Raw genomic sequence first — 18,195 nt, forward strand, 5'->3', positions numbered from 1 at the left:
CTAAGGACGCGGGCGCAGTTCATTCAACTTCCCGCGTTTTTCTTATTTGACAAAAGAGAAGAAAGACAAATACATTAAAATCACAAAACTGGACGATCGTCCAAAAACGAGGTGTTCGTTTGTCACGTTCTTCCCTTTCCCAGAAAGCAGAGGCAAAGCGAGCCTTTATAATTGAAAAGGCCACACTATGTTTGGCGCAAAAAGGGTACGCGCATGTTTCTCTTCGGGACATCGCCAAAGAGTCGGGCGTTTCCCTTGGGATCTTACATTATTATTTTGCCAGCAAAGAGGATTTGCTGCTGGCTGTCATCGCGAGTTACAAGGAAGGATTTATCCGAGTGCTGGAGAGTAAGGTGATAGAGGCACCACTCACTGGCTGGATGCATTCCCTTTTGGACGTACTGCGCTGCAGTCTGACCGAAGACCACGCCATGCATCGGCTCTGGTATGACTTGCAGGTACAAGCGATGTACGTACCCGCTTTCCGTGAACAGGTAACCGAGATTCGCGCACGACTGCATAGCCTCATTGCCCAAATGCTTGATCGGTTAACAGAGGAGCACGGTATTTCGCTCATTCCTGAAATAGATGCTGCGGTAGCCTTGCTTTATTCCCTGATTGACGGTCTTTTCTTGCAATCATTGCTCTCCGAATCATCTGAACCCAATGATGTAATCGCTCGCTTTGAGAATACTTTTCCTCATGTTATACATTCGTTCTTCCTGCCAGCAGGCGTATCTCCTACTCCAATCAAAAGAGGTGAAGCATAATGACTGTCCTCTCCCTGCAAAATCCCGCTACTGGCGAGCAATTAGGCACCTTGACACAAGCGACCCCCGAACAGGTGCAACAAACGATGAAGCGCGCCCGGCTCGCCTTTGCTTCCTGGGCGACTACTCCTCTTTCTGAACGGCTCGACTATCTGGCCCGGCTGCGCCATTATTTGGTCGAGCATGGCGAAGAGCTGGCGCAAAAAATCAGTCAAGCGACAGGCAAGGTCTCATTGGAAGCATATATGACCGAAATTTTTGTAACGGTTGATACGATTCGCTTTTATGAGAAAAACGCCGTCAATATGCTGTCTGCTCAAAGAGTACCTACTTCCTTGGCCCTTTGGCCCAAAAAATCGTACATCCACTACAAGCCGATGGGCGTCGTTGCTGTCATCTCTCCGTGGAACTACCCATTCCAGCTAGCCGTCATTCCTGTGTTGTCAGCACTTGTCGCAGGCAATACTGTCATCTTGAAGCCATCGGAAATCACTCCATCGACAGGGCTTTTGATCGAGGAGTTGTTTCGCGCCGTCCCTTTGCCGGATAACGTCGTATCCGTCTTGCATGGGGGACGCGAGGTAGGGCAAGCAGTAGTAGCGGAGCGTCCTGCTAAAATCTTTTTCACAGGCTCAGTTGCCACCGGGAAAAAGATCATGGCTGCCGCAGCCGAGAACCTGATTCCTGTAGAGCTGGAGCTGGGCGGCAAGGATTCCATGATCGTTTTTGAAGACGCTCACCTGGAACGGGCAGCCAATGCCGCGGTTTGGGGAGCCTTTACCAACTCGGGGCAGGTCTGTATGTCCGTCGAGCGTCTGTACGTCCATGAGCATGTCTATCCTGAGTTTTTAAAGCGGGTTACAGAAAAGGCGATCGCGCTGCGCCAAGGCTTCCCAGACCAGGCAGAGGTTGGCTCAATGACCTCTCCCCAACAAATCGGGATTGTTCGCGAGCATGTGGAAGAAGCCATTGCCGCTGGAGCAACAGCCGTTACTGGCGGTCACTTTTCTTCTGATAGCATGTTTATCACGCCAACTATCCTCACTCAGGTCACCCCAGAAATGAAAATCATGAAAGAGGAAACCTTCGGGCCCATCCTGCCGATCATGACCTTTTCAACGGAAGAGGAGGCTATCCGATTAGCGAATGCCACCCCTTATGGCCTGAACGCTTCCCTCTGGTCCCAAAACAAGGAAAAAGCACAGCGTGTAGCAGAGCAACTGGAGAGTGGCAACGTCTGCATCAATGACGTCATCATCAGTTATGCCAATCCTCACCTTCCATTCGGTGGCGTTAAGCAAAGTGGCATCGGCAGATATCGTGGTCCTTCTGGTCTGCATGCCTTTACCCATATCATCTCTGTCATTCACGATCCCGGTACGCGAAAACGCGAGGTCAACTGGTATCCTTATACGAAAGATCAAGAGATCATGTTTGTCACTTTGACTACCCTATTGTTCGGTAAATGGCGCAAGTGGAATCGGCAGACGCTTGGAGCAATCTGGCGGGAGGTAAAGCGATTGTTCTAGCAATTTCGTATTCCCGCCTCCCGCAGGATTTCAATGACCAATTCCATGAACAAAACCTCTAGAACAGGAGGAAATGGAACTTTGCTGCGAGATTCAAAAAAGGATCGTGAGGAGGGCAGGCGGCAGCAGAATCCGCCCGTCCAGCAGTGCGGCCGTCGCATTATCCGGTCTATTGGTTAGCCCGAATTGCGGAAAATTGTGTGCTTCCGTACCAATCGCGTACATCTTTTCAAAGAAGGCGTGACCAATCTGCGCCGAAGCAGCGAAATATTGATTTGCAGCATCTCGATAAACGAATCTTGCGGACCCAGGACCGTTGCTTCGTTTCCGATTGTGTAATGGCCCGGTGCTCGACTTGAAACGTATTGACTTCCAAAAAAAGATTCAGCATGGGAAAGAGCAAAAGTGTATGCCCTCGTAATATACGGTTCATCGCACTATCAAAATCATGTGAGGCAAGAGCTTTTGCGAACGGTAACACTTCCAGCGGATCTCTGCCATCAGATGATATGCTGAGGTCAGCTTCCTTACTTGTTTTCTCCACCACTCTTTTGGCGACCCCCAAAGCTCTACAGGAAAATCCTTCTATCTGTGACCATCCGATGGCAATTTTATCCAAAAGGAAAAGGCAGATGCCATGGCATCTACCTTCTCTATCACAGGGATGAAGCAACCCTTATTATGCAAATTGCTTGGACAGGTTTGCCATCTCGATGGCTGACGCCGCTGCTTCCCACCCTTTGTTTCCTGCTTTTGTGCCAGCCCGCTCGATAGCTTGTTCGATACTATCTGTTGTCAGCACACCGAAAATAACAGGAATCCCGGTACTCAGGGAGAGAGAAGCCACTCCTTTGGCCGTTTCATTGCAAACGTAATCAAAGTGAGGAGTCGAACCGCGAATGACTGCGCCCAGTGTTATCACAGCATCGTAGCGTCCAGACTCGGCCATTTTTTTGGCGATTAACGGGATTTCGAATGCGCCCGGCACCCATGCTACATCGACATTTTCTTCTTCCACTCCATGACGCTTCAAGGCGTCCAAGGCACCCCCGACAAGCCTACTCACAATCAATTCATTAAAGCGTCCAGCTACAATTCCTACGCGCAATCCTGTGCCTACTAAATGCCCTTCGAATGTTTTCATGTCGTAACACTCCTTATGATTGTATGTGCAGCAAGTGACCCAATTTATCTTGTTTGGTAGAAAGATAGCGTTTGTTGTGCGGATGTGTTGGCATCTGGATCGGCACTCTCTCTTCTACCTTTAGTCCATAGCCGTCCAATCCACGGATTTTGCGCGGATTATTGGTTAACAGACGCATCCGGTGCACACCCAAATCCCGCAAGATTTGTGCCCCTACTCCGTAGTCACGCAGGTCGGCAGCAAAGCCCAGCTTTACATTCGCCTCAACCGTATCGAGGCCCTCTTCTTGCAACTGATAGGCGCGGAGCTTGTTGATCAAGCCGATCCCGCGGCCTTCTTGCCGCATATACAAAAGGACACCCCGTCCCTCCGCTTCTATCTGCTCAAGTGCAGCATGCAACTGAGGACCACAATCGCAGCGATGAGAGCCAAAGACATCCCCGGTCAAGCATTCGGAATGCACGCGGACGAGAATTTGTTCATCAGGGGAAATCTCTCCTTTGATCAATGCTACATGCTCTTTTCCGTCCAGCTCATTCGTATAAGCAGCGATCCGAAAATCTCCGTACATCGTAGGCAAATTGACTTCGATCTCCCGCTTTACAAGCGATTCTGTTCTCGTGCGAAAACGAATCAAGTCTGCAATCGTAATCAGCTTGAGACCAAAACGCTTGGAGATTTCTTCTAGCTGAGGCAGTCTGGCCATGGTGCCATCCTCATTCATGATTTCGCAAATGACCCCCGCTGGAAATCCTCCCGCTAATGTAGCAAGATCGACCGCTGCCTCCGTGTGGCCAGCCCTGCGCAGCACACCGCCCGGCTTGGCGATGAGAGGAAAAATATGGCCAGGCCTGCGAAAATCGTCCGCTCCCTTGGTTTCATCCAGCATTGCTTGCACCGTGAGGGATCGCTCTTGCGCCGAGATTCCTGTGTGCGTACTCATTTCATCAATAGAAACCGTAAAAGCGGTTCCTTGCTTATCCGTATTGGCCTCGACCATCGGTTTGAGTTGCAGGCGATCTGCATGTTCCTGTGTTACCGGAACGCAGACCAGCCCCCTTCCATGGGTGACCATGAAATTGATCATTTCTGGCGTGGCTGCTTCTGCGAGGCAAATAAAATCACCTTCGTTTTCCCGATCTTCATCGTCTACGACAATAACCGCCTTGCCTTGGCGCAAATCTTCCAGCGCCTCTTCTATTAGATGAAACATGCTTCTCCCTCCTTAAATTAAACGAATCCATTCTCCTGCAAGAAAGCCAGGCTGAGTCTCGGTGTTTTGTCCCGTTGGTCTGGCGCGGGCGATCGCTGATACCCTAACAGACGCTCCACGTATTTTCCGATGACGTCCGCTTCCAAATTTACCCGATCTCCTATACGTCTATCTTGCAAGCTGGTCTCTGCCAGCGTATGCGGAATAATTGAGACCGAAAAGCTGGATTCATCGACAGCAACGACTGTCAAGCTGATTCCATCTATGCAAATAGAACCTTGCCCGATGATGTATTTCAAGAGGTCCGAGGTCGCTCCGATGCGAAACAACACAGCATTTGCATGCGGCTCGCGCGCGAGAATTGTCCCTGTACCGTCGATATGACCAGAGACGATATGCCCACCAAACCGATCACCTAATCGCATCGCTCGCTCCAGATTTACCCGTTGTCCAGGCCTTGCCAGGCGCAAGCTCGTTCTGTTCATCGTCTCAGGCATCACATCCACACTGAAGTGACGTGATGTGTGCGAAGTGACTGTCAGACAAATGCCATTGACTGCGATGCTATCGCCTATCTGCACCCCTTTCAGAACACGTTCGGCACGAATGACGAGTCGACTATCTTGTTCGTTACCCGTAATTGCCTCCAACACACCAATCTCTTCTACCAGTCCGGTAAACATACAAAACCTCCTCTCTGTTTTATCCGAATCAACTCCACTTCGGGTAACCAACGATTCGAATGTCTTGCTCTCCTATTTGTTCAATCTGTATCTCTGAAAGCGCCACTGCTTCATCCATGGTCGAAAAGCCTTTTCCTCCAAATGGCGATGGAGCGTCGCTGCCGCCGATCAGTTTGAGTGAGACATAGCTGACGACCTTTTGGACTGCCCTCGCTTGTAAAAAGGAGCCGTTGACTTCTGCTCCCCCTTCCACCAGCAATGAGGTAATCCCCCGTTCTCCCAGCTCCTCCAGCACAGCCTCCACCATCATCGGTTCAGCGACAGTGATCACGGATATGCCTTTTTTTAGGAGCGCTTCGCGTTTTTCCGTTGACGCTGATACTGTTGTGAAAATCCAGGTCAGTACTTTCTCTGTGTCTTGGACCACCCTTGCTGTCATAGGTGTGCGTAAATGACTGTCCAAAATAACGCGTATCGGCTGTCGACCATAAAGCTTTCCCTCTCGTCTGGAAGTCAATTCCGGATCATCAGCCAAAACAGTCCCGACCCCAACCAATATCGCATCGTATTGTCTGCGCAGCTCATGTACCTGGGCTCGAGCTTCACTTCCTGTAATCCACCGACTGTGACCCGTTACTGAGGCGATTTTTCCATCCAATGTACTCGCTGTCTTGACGGTAACAAACGGACGCTTTGTCGTGATGTAATGGAAAAAGACTTCATTGAGCTGCTTCGCTTCCTTTTCCAAGGTCCCGATCGTCACGTCCAAGCCGGCAGAGCGCAGCTTCTGTACCCCGGTTCCCGCCACTAGTGGGTTGGGATCCAATGTCGCGACTACGACTCGGCTAATCCCTGCAGCCACAACTGCGTCAGCGCACGGCGGTGTCTTACCGTGATGACTGCAAGGCTCCAACGTGACATACAAGGTAGCACCATCTGCCCGCTCCCCTGCCATTCGCAGCGCGTGTACCTCTGCGTGAGGCTCTCCGGCCTTCAGATGTGCACCCATTCCGACTACAGCACCATCTTTGACCACAACGGCTCCGACCAACGGGTTTGGAGATGTTTGTCCCGCTACTGACCGTGCCAGGTCCAGTGCCCACGCCATATACTTGTTGTCTTGCTCCATCTTGCTCTCCTTTCCTCGCTTGATTCCAGCCAAAGCAAAAAGCCCTGGAAACTTCAATCGTTTCAGGGCATGAGGAAAGAAGCCTTGCTTCACTCGTTTTTCGAAAAAACAAATGAAGAAAGCACACTTTATCTTCTTCCATCCGGACTATACCGTCGGCTCTGGAATTGCACCAGATCAGTCGCTTTTCCAGCATGGTCAGCGAGTCGCGGGCTTGCGACGCGGTTAGCGTCGTCACCGCCGGTCAGGAATTACACCTTGCCCTGAAGATCGTATCGTATGAAGTTACGTTGAGCTGTCTGCCTTCTTTTCCGTGGCCTCGTCCGCCGAAAATGAAAAATGCCCGAGGATAATATCTCCTCAGGGCACCTCGAAAAAAGCCTTTTTTAACCGTTTTTTGCAAAAAACAGCTAGGATGTTTTTAAAAAACATCTAAAAGACCATTCCAAATACCTTCTCCCATCCGGACTTTACCGTCGGCCTTGGATTTGCACCAAGTCAGTCGCTATCCATTTTACCAATAGCGAGTCGCGGGCTCAGACGTGCGTTCGTCATTACCGCCGGTCGGGAATTGCACCCTACCCTGAAGGCTGGTATTCAGTTATGCAAAGTATACCACACTTTTAATCAGAACTAACAGTTTTGTTTGTGATGGAAATTTATATGGAAATAACTGCTGCCTATTCCCCTAAATCCAAAGTCAGCAGCTCGCGCAAATCCGAAATAAACGCTTGCGGCGCCACACCTTGACGCTCCATATCCAGCGGATTTCCGTTATAGGCGATAAATCGTACGCGGCCATCCTGTGCCGCTTTGCCATCAATCCAGGAATCGCCGATCATCGTCCAGGCAGAAGCAGGCAAGTCAGGGTATCGCCCCAGAATATAGGTTATCCCCGCTGGCGATGGCTTTAGCGTAGTCATCTGCTCGCGCGCCACGACCTCGTCGAAATAATGGATAATCTCTGTTTCTTTCAACGCCTCTTGGGCTGCCGCATAAGCATTATTAGTCAATATAAAGAGGTAATAGTTTTGATGCAATTGCTCTAGTATTTCCGCAGCATTTGCTTCCAATACAGCTTGGTGCATCCCTGCTTTTTCGATGGCAGTCACGGCCTCCCACATGTGCGCCTCCAGCTCCGCCGTCATTTTTTCCGACCGTCTCCCGATCTCAATCAATTGCGATGCGGTATGGTTCTCCCACGAAAGCGCCGGGTCGCATATGCCGTTTTCCACCCATAGTTGAAAAATGGCCCGCTTCATCGCCAGAAAGTCGATTTTTGATTGCAAAAGGGTATTATCCATATCAAAAATGATGGCTTTGCGAAATGGTCGATTCATCTGGTACCTCCTATATGGTTAATTGCGACAAAATTGATTATTCCTATCCTAACGGTAATTGTGCCTGGGGTACAGTCCGTCTTGCTACAAATAATTCCTACTGGTGACATATTCTCCTACTTGCACGTCTTTTCATGTAGGATAGGAAATTATCGTTAAAGATCGCAGAGGTGAAAGCTCTTGCTAAGAATAATAGGTTCTTTTGCCATCATTTTTGGAATTGTAATTGGTCTTACTGCTTTCTCATCCCCAAAAACCTTTTCATCAGAAATGCTGAAAATCCAGGACCCCACCACAATCGGTAAGGATCAAATTAAGCAATGGATCCAGCAACAAAGCAAAAAGAAAGATCATTATTTTGAACACCTTACTTTTCAAACAACCAATCTCGACGATGACGATGCATTAGAAGTGGTAGCAACCTTGACAGGCGGTGTGCATATCGGATCTTTCTTTCTTTTTGACAAGCAAGAGAATGGTCAGTATCAACTACTGACAGAGCAGCCCTGGAAAATTGAGAAACTCGACTTAGAACAACCTATCACTTACTTACATGGTAAGAAACTATATCAAACCGTGCATCGTACTGGCGGAACCGGTGTTTCAGTAGAAATTGCTGTACTGTGGTTTATGGATAAAGGCCAGTTAGTAGAAGCCTGGTCAGGTACGCTCAAAGAAACCTCCACTTTTCAAGATGAATACTATGCCCAGCTAGGTTCCTATCATATTTTCGAAGAGAATCTTCACTATTTCACTACCACGTACAAGCGCTCTGTCGATGACACAAAGACTCCCTCTTTTTTTAAGCAAGCATCATCTACCTTTACCTTTAACGGCACAATTTTCGAGTCTCTGATTAACTAAGTGCAAAACTACAGGTGATCTTTCATGAACAAATGGTTCAAGCTTTTTTTATTCGTCCCCATGCTTCTCCTTGATTTATCTGGCTGTATGAATCAAACCGATCAGAACGAATCTGTTCCCCCACCAGATGCTCCCATCGTAGAAGCAATAGAGGAACTAACAATCTCCTTTGATTCCAAACAAATAAAAGTATCCGTAGACCAGATTCCATCCCTACGTGAATATCTCATTCAATATGATGCAGCGCAGCGACAAGAAGAATTGGAGCGTATTGTCATTAGATCCTTTGCATCTGAGACAGTAGGTTTATTTGCCGATATCAGCTATTCTTGTGGCGTGAAGTTATGTAATCACGTGCTCATCCAAATCAAAAACGACGAGATCAAGACGCTTCCATTCGGTTCATCTAGTATTTTTCAGAAAGCATTGTTTTCACCTGATGAAAAAATGCTGGGTATTGTTTTAGGCAGAAATGAAGGTACTGAGCTTGTAAGAAATAACTTATTTGTCGTAGATATAAAAAGACTAGAAGCGGCAAAAGTGGCATGTTCAAGTGATGTTGTCAATCAACTCGTTGAAGTAGATTCCTTTATTTGGCCGATTCATCTAATACAATGGCTTGATAACAAAACGTTAGAGGTGACCGTTCCCCAGTTGAACGACTCTTCCTACGACGCTCTCGTTACGTGGAAGAAAGGAAACGGTGCTGAAAGAGCGCTGCAGGTGGAATTGGAATCTAGCGACTAATCATCTAATCATCTGCATCACTTTTCGAGAAAGAAAATCGGGGATATGGAAAGCGACAGCCCAATGACTGTCGATTTTGCACCCAAACCCTTAACAAAAACTATGTAAGAGACACATGTAACCTTACACCTTAATCGATTTACTAGCATTTGCATTTCCTCAGCCAGCTCTGCAAGCGCCTGGGTAAAAGTCACGATCTCATTCATCCCTGCTGCTTGCTCTTCATTGGCTGTAGAGTTTTGCTCAATTGCACTCGCGATTTCTTCGGCTGCTTGACTGATTGTCTCCATTGCCGACTCAATCTGGATGGTTCCGCCTGAGATGTGTTTGATAGACGTGCTAATTTCCTGCACTTTTCCCGTCACCCGAGAGACTGCCTGCTTGATTTCATAAAAGGCTCCGTGAACCTGCTCTACCTGCTTCAGTCCCTCTTCCACTTTTTCTTCTCCAACTTTCAAAGAGGTACACGCTTCTTCAATATCCTTTAGAACGATCGTAATCAATGAGGTTACCTGGACCGCCGCATTCTCGGACTGCTCCGCCAATTTGCGTACCTCTTCAGCTACTATTGAGAAACCGCGCCCCATCTCTCCCGCACGCGCCGCCTCAATCGCGGCATTCAAAGCTAGCAGGTTGGTCTGATTGGAAATCTGTGAAATGATCTGGACAATGTCGCCGATTTCCTGCGATCGTTCTCCCAGAATGTTGACTATCAACTTTCGTCCGTTCAGCCGCTTGCTGAATATCGCTCATTTTGCCCCTGACTTGATTCACCATCGTCGACCCATTCTCCGATAAGGTTAACGTTGTCTCCATCATATCCGTCATTTCTGCCCTATTTTCAACGATTCGCTTTACCCCAGCCGCTGCTTGGTGAACGGCAACCGTTACTTCATCCATATGGTTTACCTGTTCTTCGGCACCAGCAGCCACTCTCTGGGGCGAATGCGCAATCTGCTCAGTAGTGCGGACGCTTTGCTCCATGTTTACCGACAGCTCCTGAGAGGATGCCGCCATTACTTCCGATGCCTTGCTGATTTTGAGAATGACCTCCCTCAACTGCTTGACCATTGAATTGACCGAACCGCTTAGCTGACCGATTTCATCGGTTGAACGAATTTTCAGTTCTGCAATCCCCAGCTCCCCATTCGAGATGCGATTGGTCGCCACGGTTACCTCAAGCAAAGACTTGATTTTCCGGCGGTCACATACCAGATCACCAGACTCGTAACCAGCAATTCGATGCCCAGAAATAGGATCAGCTTGTTTTGCATCGACTTGACCAGTAGTTCATACGGGGTATTAAGGACACCAACATACCAGATCCCGATTATTTCTCCCGCACTGTTTTTGATTGGTTCATACGCGGTCTGGTTCAAAACACCGACTACTTCCGCCTCACCAACATAGGTGCGTCCTTCCTTCAATACGGCTTGCTCAACTTCAGGGGCTACCGTTGTCCCGATCGCCCTTGTGCCGTCATCCTTTATTACATTCGTAGCAATACGCGTATTCCCGAGAAAAATGGTTACCGTATCACCGGTTAACGTTCCGATTTCATCGACGATTGAAAAATTTTCATTCGTGACATTTTCGCCCTTATATAGTTGGCTCCCTCGAACCTCCCAATCCCCTGCGTATCGCTCAGTTTAAGTGGATCCTTTATCCTAGGAAGACCATCGTTCGAGCCATAAACTCCCGCTCCGCCCTCTGTCTAGTAAGTAAAAAGCGACAACCCAATATTGTCGCTTTTTACCTTCTCTTCATACAAAGAAAAAACATTATCCATAAGGTTTATCCTTGGTAAAACCCTCAAGACCCAAGTAAGTAAAGATAAATTTTTTTCCTTTTCTTATTTTCTTAAGAATTCCCAGCTCGGACAGTTCCGTTAATTCACGACGTGCAGTTTCATAAGAAACCTTGTATCTTTTTTTGTAATCCTCTATTACCGCAATATTGTTATCTTTTTTATTTATGTAATCAATAAATTTGTTTTGTCTAACTGAAAGATATATCCCCTCTTCGGCAAGCTTTTCTTTCAGGATATCCTTGCTTAATGCTTTCCTAAAGCGATAAATAACCTCCATTATTGATTCATAGGTCATTTCTGCATTTGCAACTAAGAAATATGTCAAATCACTCTCATAATCTTCACTATCTTTGATTGCCTTGTAGTATTTATTCCGATGTTTTTCAATAATTGAAGACACTGAGAAAAACTTAAAAAAAGAATATCCTTTTTTTAATAAATACATATAAGAGAACGCTCTCGCTACCCGTCCATTTCCATCAAAAAAAGGATGCACATAGACAATGTAAAAATGAATGATCCATGCCTTTATTATTGGGTGTATAAATTCCCCTGCTTCGTCTGAATTAATAAACGTAAATAAATCATCCATCATCCATTGGACATCTTTTTCATGGGGGGCAGTATACACCGGAACAGTTTCATCCTTTTGTGAAAAAACATAAACATAATCATCTCTATATTTCTCAGTTTGTTCTTCAGGCTCCAACGTATTTTCTGTTATCTGTTTATGGACACTTAAAAATAGATCCTCATTTAACTCTCTATCAATATTTTCAAGAATAAAGATTAACGTTTGAAAGTTGTTAATTATCATTCTTTCGCTTTTGTTTTTGGGATCGTTAGCCTTAACTACTTCTTTAGCCCTTTTTTTTGTTGAAAATGCTCCTTCAATAACACATGAATAATACGCTTCATCAAAGATAGTATCTAGAATAACTTCTTTCTTGATATTTGAACCTACTAATTTTTCAAGCTCACTACGAGATGTAACATCAATTTGGTTCAATATCTTTTGTAAAAAAGGGGGTGAAGTAAACCAAAATTTTTTACCTTGCTGGTCTTTTAAAGGTATTTCTCTTGCCATTTTCAACCGTTGATCAAGTATAAAATCCCAAACATCCTCAACCTTGTTTCCTGGATCTAATCTAAACGCAATTTCTCTTTTTTGAAGATATCGTTCATGAGAAAACTTTTTAATAAAATCTATGGACATCAAACTCACCTCCCCTGCATATATTATACACATTCCACACCTTTTTTATTACTAATCTTCTACTAATTTGTTCCTAATAATAATTGCTAGACTACAAATAGACAAGGGGAAAAATGTCACGTATTGTAGGAAAAGGCATCTTTCATTATCTTCTTTTTACGCCCTCTTTAGTCGAAGTAACACATCTTTATTAAAACCTAGTAGCTAAGGTGTTGTGGAGAAGCATGTTTCACTATATATCGCTACACTGCTCTTTAGGAATTATAGGAACACACTCCTGTAGTATGCTGAGATTAGTAATAATTGCTACTATCTACTCTTAGCAACTCTTCACTGTAAACGAACATGCACACTCTCCATGACAAAAAAGCGACAGCCCCATGCTGTCGCCCTCCACTATGGACTATCATACCCATCAGACTCTGCACGCGGCACATCCGGCTTGCCTTCGGGACTGTTGTATAGATACTGCGGTACATCGCCGATGATCAGCGAATGCGTAATCGGAATCTTTGTCGTGATCGTCTGCTCCTCTGTAGCAAACGGGATGACAATCCGCAAATCCACTTCCACAAAAATGTAGACAGTCGCCAGCACCATATTGATGCCAGCTTCCTTTAATTCAGTCTCCAGCTTGGTCTTCACCGATCCGATTGGTACAAATGTTACCGGCAAATTGGGCCCCATCTGCGCCAAAAAGCTGTTCCCTGTCGCAAGTCCGAGCGGAATCGTGCGGTCAACTTTATCTGTCTCAAATTCCTGAAGCTTGTTCTGAACTCTCGAGGTGGTTTCGCCCACAATTCTCGCGTATTCCTTGAAGTTAAACTGATACGCCTGAATCTGCCCCTCATTGTTCTTTTCAATCTTGACGATCTGGTTGAAGTCGACTCCTTGTTGGGATATCCGCTTGGTCACAGCGTCCGTAATCGCTTCTTTCGCCAATTGTTCTGCCTTTTGCGATGCCAAAATCAAGAGCGTCGGTTCCAGTCGATTTTGCAGGAACACCAGAAATTGAATCGACATCACCAAAAAAATCACCAGCGCGATTAAAATCGCTTTCGTCGGGGAAAGCGGGTTCCTCCAACGCCGACGGGGTCGAAATATGGCCACGCCCGTCACCTCCCAATTGGTACATCCTATGGTGGGAGAGTGAAAAAAAGACTACCGCTTGCCGTGCTTCAAGTAGCTGCCCAGACTGATTAGACCGAAAACAAATAAAGCCTGCGCGAGGAAAATCATTCCGAACAACGTGAGCGAAACGGCAAGCGGAGGTGCAACCAAAAATCCGACAAAAAACCCCGTTCGGCTGAGCAGACCCTGTATCCCCATCACCCGGCCGCGAATTTGGTTATCTGCCTGTTGAAGAATCGTGCTTTTGTATACTTGAGCCCCTCCCGCAAATAATCCAGCGCCAGTCAAAAGCAACAGTACACTCCACGTATCGTCAAAAGCAAAAGCTAGAGTAACTGCCACAGCCGTCAAAAAGGAAGCTGCAAACATACCTGTCACGAGCTGGACTCGTAAACGAGAAGCGAGAAAGGAGCCACCAAGTGCACCGACACTCATCGCAGACCACATAAACCCGTGCAAGGTAGCATCCCCTGCGGATAGCCGATCAGCCAAAAAGGGCAGCCCATAATTATGCGAAGCCGTACTGATGGACTCAAACAAGGCCAACAGACTGATGGCAAACAAAACGGGATGCTTCCGCAAATATAGCAGCGTGTACCCTAGTCCCGTCGTCTTGCCTGCCTGCCCATCAGTTGGGTCGGCTGGCAGGTCTGCACGATTCTCCCAGCGAAAACGCGTCAGCATCAACGCCGAGAAAAGAAAGCTGGCCGCATCACATGCGATGACAAACAAATAGCCAAAATGGTCGGTCAAAAACCCGCCGAGGGCGAAACCAATGATGCCGACAGCCGATTCCAGACGCACAGTGAGCCCATTGATCTTGACCAATTGTTCAGAGCCAAACATCTGTGGCAAAGAAGACTGGAAGCTAATGTGGAATAAGGTGTAGAGCATCCCTTTGAGAAAAGCTGCCGTTATCACAACATACGGATTTGGAAAGAAGAGAATCGCCAAGATAGCAAGACCTGCTCCCAGATCACTTGCAATCATCGCCTGTCTTCTATCCAGTCTGTCAGCCAGCATTCCTGCAAATGGACTAAACAACATGCCCCCGACCTGACGCGCCACAAAAAAAGCCGTTAACCAATAGGCGCTATGTTCAAATGTGAAGATCAACGCGCTGCAGGCAATCAAATCCATCCGCGATCCTAGCGAAGACAGCGCATTGACATACAAATATGTTTGTAGATTCTTCATTGTCCAAACCTCCTGATTACTACAGGCGGTTTAGATCGCACGCCCCCATTTAGCGGGTGCGTACACTGATTATGGCAGTTGACATGCGCATGCCTCCTCATACTCGTAAGTCTACTTCTTTGATCTACCTCAAACTTATCAAGGGGGCGCTTCCCCAAATCGACCTGAGCGGCCTAAATTGCCGTACCTCCATGATAGCGCCAATCTGAAATGATTGTCACCAAACTTCTTCTCAAAATGAACAAATATGTCTTCATTCTCACCGCTCTTCAACTAAAATTCATATCTTACAGCAAGAAGTTGAGTTTGGGAGGTTGCAAACGACCATTGTCCAAGCCGGAGACTCCTGCTATATAGCATCTGGAGAAATTCACTCGATCCGAAATAACGGTGACACCCCGGTGATTTCCCTCAATGTTTATACACCGCCGCTTCGCAATTGCAGAAAGTACCAAATGGCATGTCTATTCTAACCAGCGGGAACGAGACGGACAAAAACCGTTCATAAGCGGGGAAGCAGCCTTTCGCTGTTTCCCCTTCATTATTTTTGGGGAGGGGTAGGCGGCATTTACCTGAACACTCCCGGAAGCCATAACGATAGAAACGGCAAATAGCTGAGTATCAGAACATCCGCAATCAGGACAACGATAAACGGTAAAACTGCTCTGGTGATTTGTTCCAGGCCAATATTGGCAATATCACAGGAGATGAACAAATTGATGCCAAGCGGAGGCGTACACATCCCCATGGCCAGATTCACGATCATGATGATACCAAAATGAATCGGATCGATCCCCATGTGAACGGCGACGGGAGTGAGAAGTGGTGCCAAAATGATAATTGCCGGAGAGGTTTCAAAAAACATCCCAACGATAAACAGAAGTAAATTGACAATCAACAAAAAGACAACCGGAGATGATGAAAGGTCAACAAAAAAAGCACCGACTTTCGCCGCAACGTTTGCACGGCTCAAAATCCAGCTGAACAAGCCGGTATTGGCAATAATAAACATGACCGCCGAAGTGGTGATCACCGCATCCCCCAACAGGGAAAGCAACCTTCGCCAGCGAATCTCCCTGTATACAAACAGGCCGATGATCAATGCGTACACAATCGCGATTGCCGCTGCTTCGGTCGGAGTAAACACCCCGCCGTAAATTCCACCAAGAATGATAAATGGCATCAACAGCGCCCAGAAAGCTTCGCGAAATGTCCGGTAACGTTCCGACCAAGTAGCACGGTTCTCTTTCGAAAAGCCTCGTTTTCGTGATAAGACATATACGGTAGCCATCAGGGATATCCCCACAAAGATACCGGGGATTACGCCAGCGATAAACAAGTGGGTAATCGATGTTTGCGTCGCCACTCCATATAGAATCAACGGAATGCTCGGTGGAATAATCACCCCTAATTCACCCGAAACAGCCTGTACCGCAGCAGAAAAATCGCGCCGATAGCCCTGGTTTATCATCGCGGGTATCAAAATCGCGCCGATTGCGGCGGTGGTTGCCGCGCTTGAACCGGATACAGTCGCAAAGAACATGGCCGTAACCACCGAAACCATTCCTAGCCCCCCGGTCAGATGTCCGATCAAGGCGCTTGCCATATTTACCAGCCTTTTTGAAATCCCCCCCTCCTCCATCAGCAGCCCCGCCAGAATAAAAAACGGGATCGCCATGAGAGGAACGGAATCCACGGAAGCAAATTCGCGTTGAGCCAGTAGTAATAGGGGAAGCTCTCCTTGCCACCAAACGACAAGGGCGGAAGCCAATCCCAGCGAAATCGCAATGGGAACACTTACAAGCAAAAAAACAAGCATGGAGACCATCAAGAGAATTCCCATTACGCTTCTCCCTCCCCGGCCCCGACAAACAGTTCAATGATCACTGCGATACTATTCATGATCAGCAAACAAGATCCAATGGGGATCGCTGCATAAGGGATGGACATGGGAATTCCCAGCGAAGCAGAAATCTGTACATGTACTTTCAGCAGCATCTTGATTCCTTGGATGAACAATAAGAGGAAAAAGGCAATGGAGACTAGATTTACCGTAGTTTTTAGCCGTCTCCTCTGCCGCTTGGACAACCTTTCTGCGACCGCCTCTACACCAATCAGCTTTTGCTCGCGAAGAGCCAGGGCCACACCCAAAAACACAGTATAAACCATCAAGTACCGGGCTAGTTCTTCTGACCAGGATAAGGGGAGACTGAGCATAAATCGGGAAAATACCTGAATGATGACGATTACGGACATGATGGCCAACAAAATTCCGACGAGAATTTTCAGATAATGATTCAGCTTATCAATGAGACGCAATACCTTCAGCATGTCATACCACCTCTTTCCCATTCCACCCATCCCCCGAAAAGAGAGCTCCCCGTTCTCGTCTTACTTGAGTGCTGAGATTTTTTCGAGAAGTTCACCATATTCCTTCCAATATTGGTCGTATACTGGCTTTGCAGCGGCACGGAAGGCTTCATGGTCATACTCGCTTTGGCTAACAACCTGTACCCCTGCATCTTTTAAAATTCGCAAATACTCTTCTTCCTTTTTGGCGATGAATTGCCGCTCGTAATCGCGTGCTGCTGCTGCCGACTTGAGCAGAGCCTGCTGCACTTGTGCGGGGTAGCTCTCATATTTATCCTTGTTCATCAAGAGTAGTGCGGCGCTGTAGAAATGGCCGGAGAGGGTCAAATACTTTTGCACATCGTACAATTTTGCAGGAACAATCACGGAAAGCGGATTTTCTTGCCCATCGATGACCCCCTGCTGCAGGGAAGTAAACACCTCCGTAAAAGACATCGGAGTCGGGTCGGCACCAAAAGCATGAAATGAATCAAGATGAATCTTGTTTTCCATCGTGCGAATTTTAATTCCCTTCATATCTTCCGGTCTGACGATAGGCCGTTTGCTGTTGGTTATATGGCGAAATCCGTTTTCCCCCCACACGAGCGTCTTAAACCCGACCTGTTCCAGCTGATGGGACATTTCCTCGCCAATCTCCCCATCCAACACCTTGTTGGCATGCTCTCTGTCTCTAAAGAGGAAGGGAAAGTCCAGTGCATTGACGATCGGTACGAAATTTCCGATTGGCCCTGTTGAGGTAAGGACCATATCCAGCGTTCCCACTTGTACGGACTCGGTCATCTCCCGCTCTCCGCCCAAGACACCGTTGGCATGAATATCGACCAAAACCTGTCCGTTCGTCTCCAGCTCCAACAGTTCCTTAAACTTTTTCGCAAACTGTTGAAAGTGGGAGTCTTCGGTAGCAGACGTATCATGGCCAAGCGCGATTGTGATCTTTTCCCTGTTGCTATTCTGAGTGGTTGGGCTGTCCTGTGCTATTCCTGCACACCCCGTAGCACCTGCAATCAGGAACACCGCGGCGAGAATCTGAAGCCATGCTTTTTTCATCGAAC

The 18,195-nt window shown here is 47.2% G+C and carries 20 protein-coding genes, 1 pseudogene and 2 riboswitches; of the genes and pseudogenes, 5 read left to right on the forward strand and 16 right to left on the reverse strand.

The window, feature by feature from the left end; genetic code table 11:
- Window positions 1-119 precede the first annotated feature (119 nt).
- Window positions 120-770, forward strand: a complete 651-nt coding sequence (locus tag ACIFQN_RS14200) for a TetR/AcrR family transcriptional regulator (protein WP_429833687.1) — start codon at window positions 120-122, stop codon at window positions 768-770.
- Entirely contained in the window at window positions 770-2,299 is a 1,530-nt protein-coding gene (locus tag ACIFQN_RS14205; protein WP_429833688.1) for an aldehyde dehydrogenase family protein, read from the forward strand. Before ACIFQN_RS14200 ends, ACIFQN_RS14205 begins: the two co-directional genes overlap by 1 nt.
- Here the strand turns inward: ACIFQN_RS14205 and ACIFQN_RS14210 are convergent.
- From ACIFQN_RS14210 to ACIFQN_RS14240, 7 genes are all read right to left on the reverse strand, one after another.
- The gene (locus ACIFQN_RS14210; RefSeq protein ID WP_429833689.1) at window positions 2,296-2,460 is read right to left on the reverse strand and encodes a spore germination protein; all 165 of its coding nucleotides are present in this window, start codon (window positions 2,458-2,460) and stop codon (window positions 2,296-2,298) included. The two genes, ACIFQN_RS14205 and ACIFQN_RS14210, sit on opposite strands and share 4 nt — an antisense overlap.
- Before the next feature lie 15 nt (window positions 2,461-2,475).
- Window positions 2,476-2,583, reverse strand: coding sequence for a hypothetical protein (locus ACIFQN_RS14215; RefSeq protein ID WP_429833690.1), 108 nt, complete (start codon window positions 2,581-2,583; stop codon window positions 2,476-2,478).
- A 395-nt stretch (window positions 2,584-2,978) separates the two neighbouring features.
- Window positions 2,979-3,443, reverse strand: a complete 465-nt coding sequence (gene ribH, locus ACIFQN_RS14220) for a 6,7-dimethyl-8-ribityllumazine synthase (protein WP_429833691.1) — start codon at window positions 3,441-3,443, stop codon at window positions 2,979-2,981.
- A gap of 13 nt (window positions 3,444-3,456) precedes the next feature.
- Entirely contained in the window at window positions 3,457-4,656 is a 1,200-nt protein-coding gene (locus tag ACIFQN_RS14225; protein ID WP_429833692.1) for a bifunctional 3,4-dihydroxy-2-butanone-4-phosphate synthase/GTP cyclohydrolase II, read from the reverse strand.
- 17 nt (window positions 4,657-4,673) lie between these two features.
- Window positions 4,674-5,339 (reverse strand): riboflavin synthase, encoded by a 666-nt coding sequence (locus ACIFQN_RS14230; protein ID WP_429833693.1) that lies wholly within the window; start codon window positions 5,337-5,339, stop codon window positions 4,674-4,676.
- 28 nt (window positions 5,340-5,367) lie between these two features.
- Window positions 5,368-6,468: a bifunctional diaminohydroxyphosphoribosylaminopyrimidine deaminase/5-amino-6-(5-phosphoribosylamino)uracil reductase RibD gene (gene ribD, locus ACIFQN_RS14235; protein WP_429833694.1), complete on the reverse strand. Its 1,101-nt coding sequence runs from the start codon at window positions 6,466-6,468 to the stop codon at window positions 5,368-5,370.
- A 126-nt stretch (window positions 6,469-6,594) separates the two neighbouring features.
- Window positions 6,595-6,743: riboswitch (FMN riboswitch) on the reverse strand.
- 172 nt (window positions 6,744-6,915) lie between these two features.
- A riboswitch (FMN riboswitch) is annotated at window positions 6,916-7,063 on the reverse strand.
- Between the two features lie 85 nt (window positions 7,064-7,148).
- Window positions 7,149-7,808, reverse strand: coding sequence for an HAD family hydrolase (locus tag ACIFQN_RS14240; RefSeq protein ID WP_429833695.1), 660 nt, complete (start codon window positions 7,806-7,808; stop codon window positions 7,149-7,151).
- A 180-nt stretch (window positions 7,809-7,988) separates the two neighbouring features.
- On the opposite strand from ACIFQN_RS14240, the gene ACIFQN_RS14245 reads away from it, so the two are divergent.
- Both ACIFQN_RS14245 and ACIFQN_RS14250 read left to right on the forward strand, forming a co-directional pair.
- Window positions 7,989-8,672, forward strand: a complete 684-nt coding sequence (locus ACIFQN_RS14245; protein WP_429833696.1) for a hypothetical protein — start codon at window positions 7,989-7,991, stop codon at window positions 8,670-8,672.
- 24 nt (window positions 8,673-8,696) lie between these two features.
- Window positions 8,697-9,419 (forward strand): hypothetical protein, encoded by a 723-nt coding sequence (locus ACIFQN_RS14250; protein ID WP_429833697.1) that lies wholly within the window; start codon window positions 8,697-8,699, stop codon window positions 9,417-9,419.
- A 17-nt stretch (window positions 9,420-9,436) separates the two neighbouring features.
- Here the strand turns inward: ACIFQN_RS14250 and ACIFQN_RS14255 are convergent, their stop codons facing one another.
- The 6 genes and pseudogenes from ACIFQN_RS14255 to ACIFQN_RS14280 form a co-directional block, all read right to left on the reverse strand.
- Window positions 9,437-10,135 carry a methyl-accepting chemotaxis protein gene (locus ACIFQN_RS14255; protein ID WP_429833698.1) on the reverse strand — a complete coding sequence of 233 codons (699 nt, stop codon included), beginning with the start codon at window positions 10,133-10,135 and terminating at the stop codon, window positions 9,437-9,439.
- On the reverse strand, window positions 10,026-10,589 hold the full coding sequence (locus ACIFQN_RS14260; protein WP_429833699.1) for a HAMP domain-containing protein: 564 nt from the start codon (window positions 10,587-10,589) through the stop codon (window positions 10,026-10,028). The genes ACIFQN_RS14255 and ACIFQN_RS14260 overlap by 110 nt, the downstream gene beginning before the upstream one ends.
- A gap of 2 nt (window positions 10,590-10,591) precedes the next feature.
- Window positions 10,592-11,017: pseudogene (locus ACIFQN_RS14265) on the reverse strand (cache domain-containing protein); the annotation flags it as partial.
- A 183-nt stretch (window positions 11,018-11,200) separates the two neighbouring features.
- On the reverse strand, window positions 11,201-12,445 hold the full coding sequence (locus ACIFQN_RS14270) for a Fic family protein (RefSeq protein ID WP_429833700.1): 1,245 nt from the start codon (window positions 12,443-12,445) through the stop codon (window positions 11,201-11,203).
- A 396-nt stretch (window positions 12,446-12,841) separates the two neighbouring features.
- On the reverse strand, window positions 12,842-13,564 hold the full coding sequence (gene yunB / locus ACIFQN_RS14275; RefSeq protein WP_429833701.1) for a sporulation protein YunB: 723 nt from the start codon (window positions 13,562-13,564) through the stop codon (window positions 12,842-12,844).
- Window positions 13,565-13,606: 42 nt separating this feature from the next.
- Window positions 13,607-14,773 carry an MFS transporter gene (locus ACIFQN_RS14280; RefSeq protein WP_429833702.1) on the reverse strand — a complete coding sequence of 389 codons (1,167 nt, stop codon included), beginning with the start codon at window positions 14,771-14,773 and terminating at the stop codon, window positions 13,607-13,609.
- Window positions 14,774-15,018: 245 nt separating this feature from the next.
- On the opposite strand from ACIFQN_RS14280, the gene ACIFQN_RS14285 reads away from it, so the two are divergent.
- On the forward strand, window positions 15,019-15,246 hold the full coding sequence (locus ACIFQN_RS14285) for a cupin domain-containing protein (RefSeq protein ID WP_429834134.1): 228 nt from the start codon (window positions 15,019-15,021) through the stop codon (window positions 15,244-15,246).
- 95 nt (window positions 15,247-15,341) lie between these two features.
- Here the strand turns inward: ACIFQN_RS14285 and ACIFQN_RS14290 are convergent, their stop codons facing one another.
- The 3 genes from ACIFQN_RS14290 to ACIFQN_RS14300 are packed head-to-tail and all read right to left on the reverse strand — an operon-like array spanning window position 15,342 to window position 18,190.
- Window positions 15,342-16,616, reverse strand: coding sequence for a TRAP transporter large permease (locus ACIFQN_RS14290; protein WP_429833703.1), 1,275 nt, complete (start codon window positions 16,614-16,616; stop codon window positions 15,342-15,344).
- Window positions 16,616-17,104, reverse strand: coding sequence for a TRAP transporter small permease (locus ACIFQN_RS14295; protein WP_429833704.1), 489 nt, complete (start codon window positions 17,102-17,104; stop codon window positions 16,616-16,618). The genes ACIFQN_RS14290 and ACIFQN_RS14295 overlap by 1 nt, the downstream gene beginning before the upstream one ends.
- Before the next feature lie 60 nt (window positions 17,105-17,164).
- Window positions 17,165-18,190 (reverse strand): TRAP transporter substrate-binding protein, encoded by a 1,026-nt coding sequence (locus ACIFQN_RS14300; protein WP_429833705.1) that lies wholly within the window; start codon window positions 18,188-18,190, stop codon window positions 17,165-17,167.
- Window positions 18,191-18,195: the final 5 nt, after the last annotated feature.

The organism is Brevibacillus sp. NRS-1366 (genome assembly GCF_050467985.1).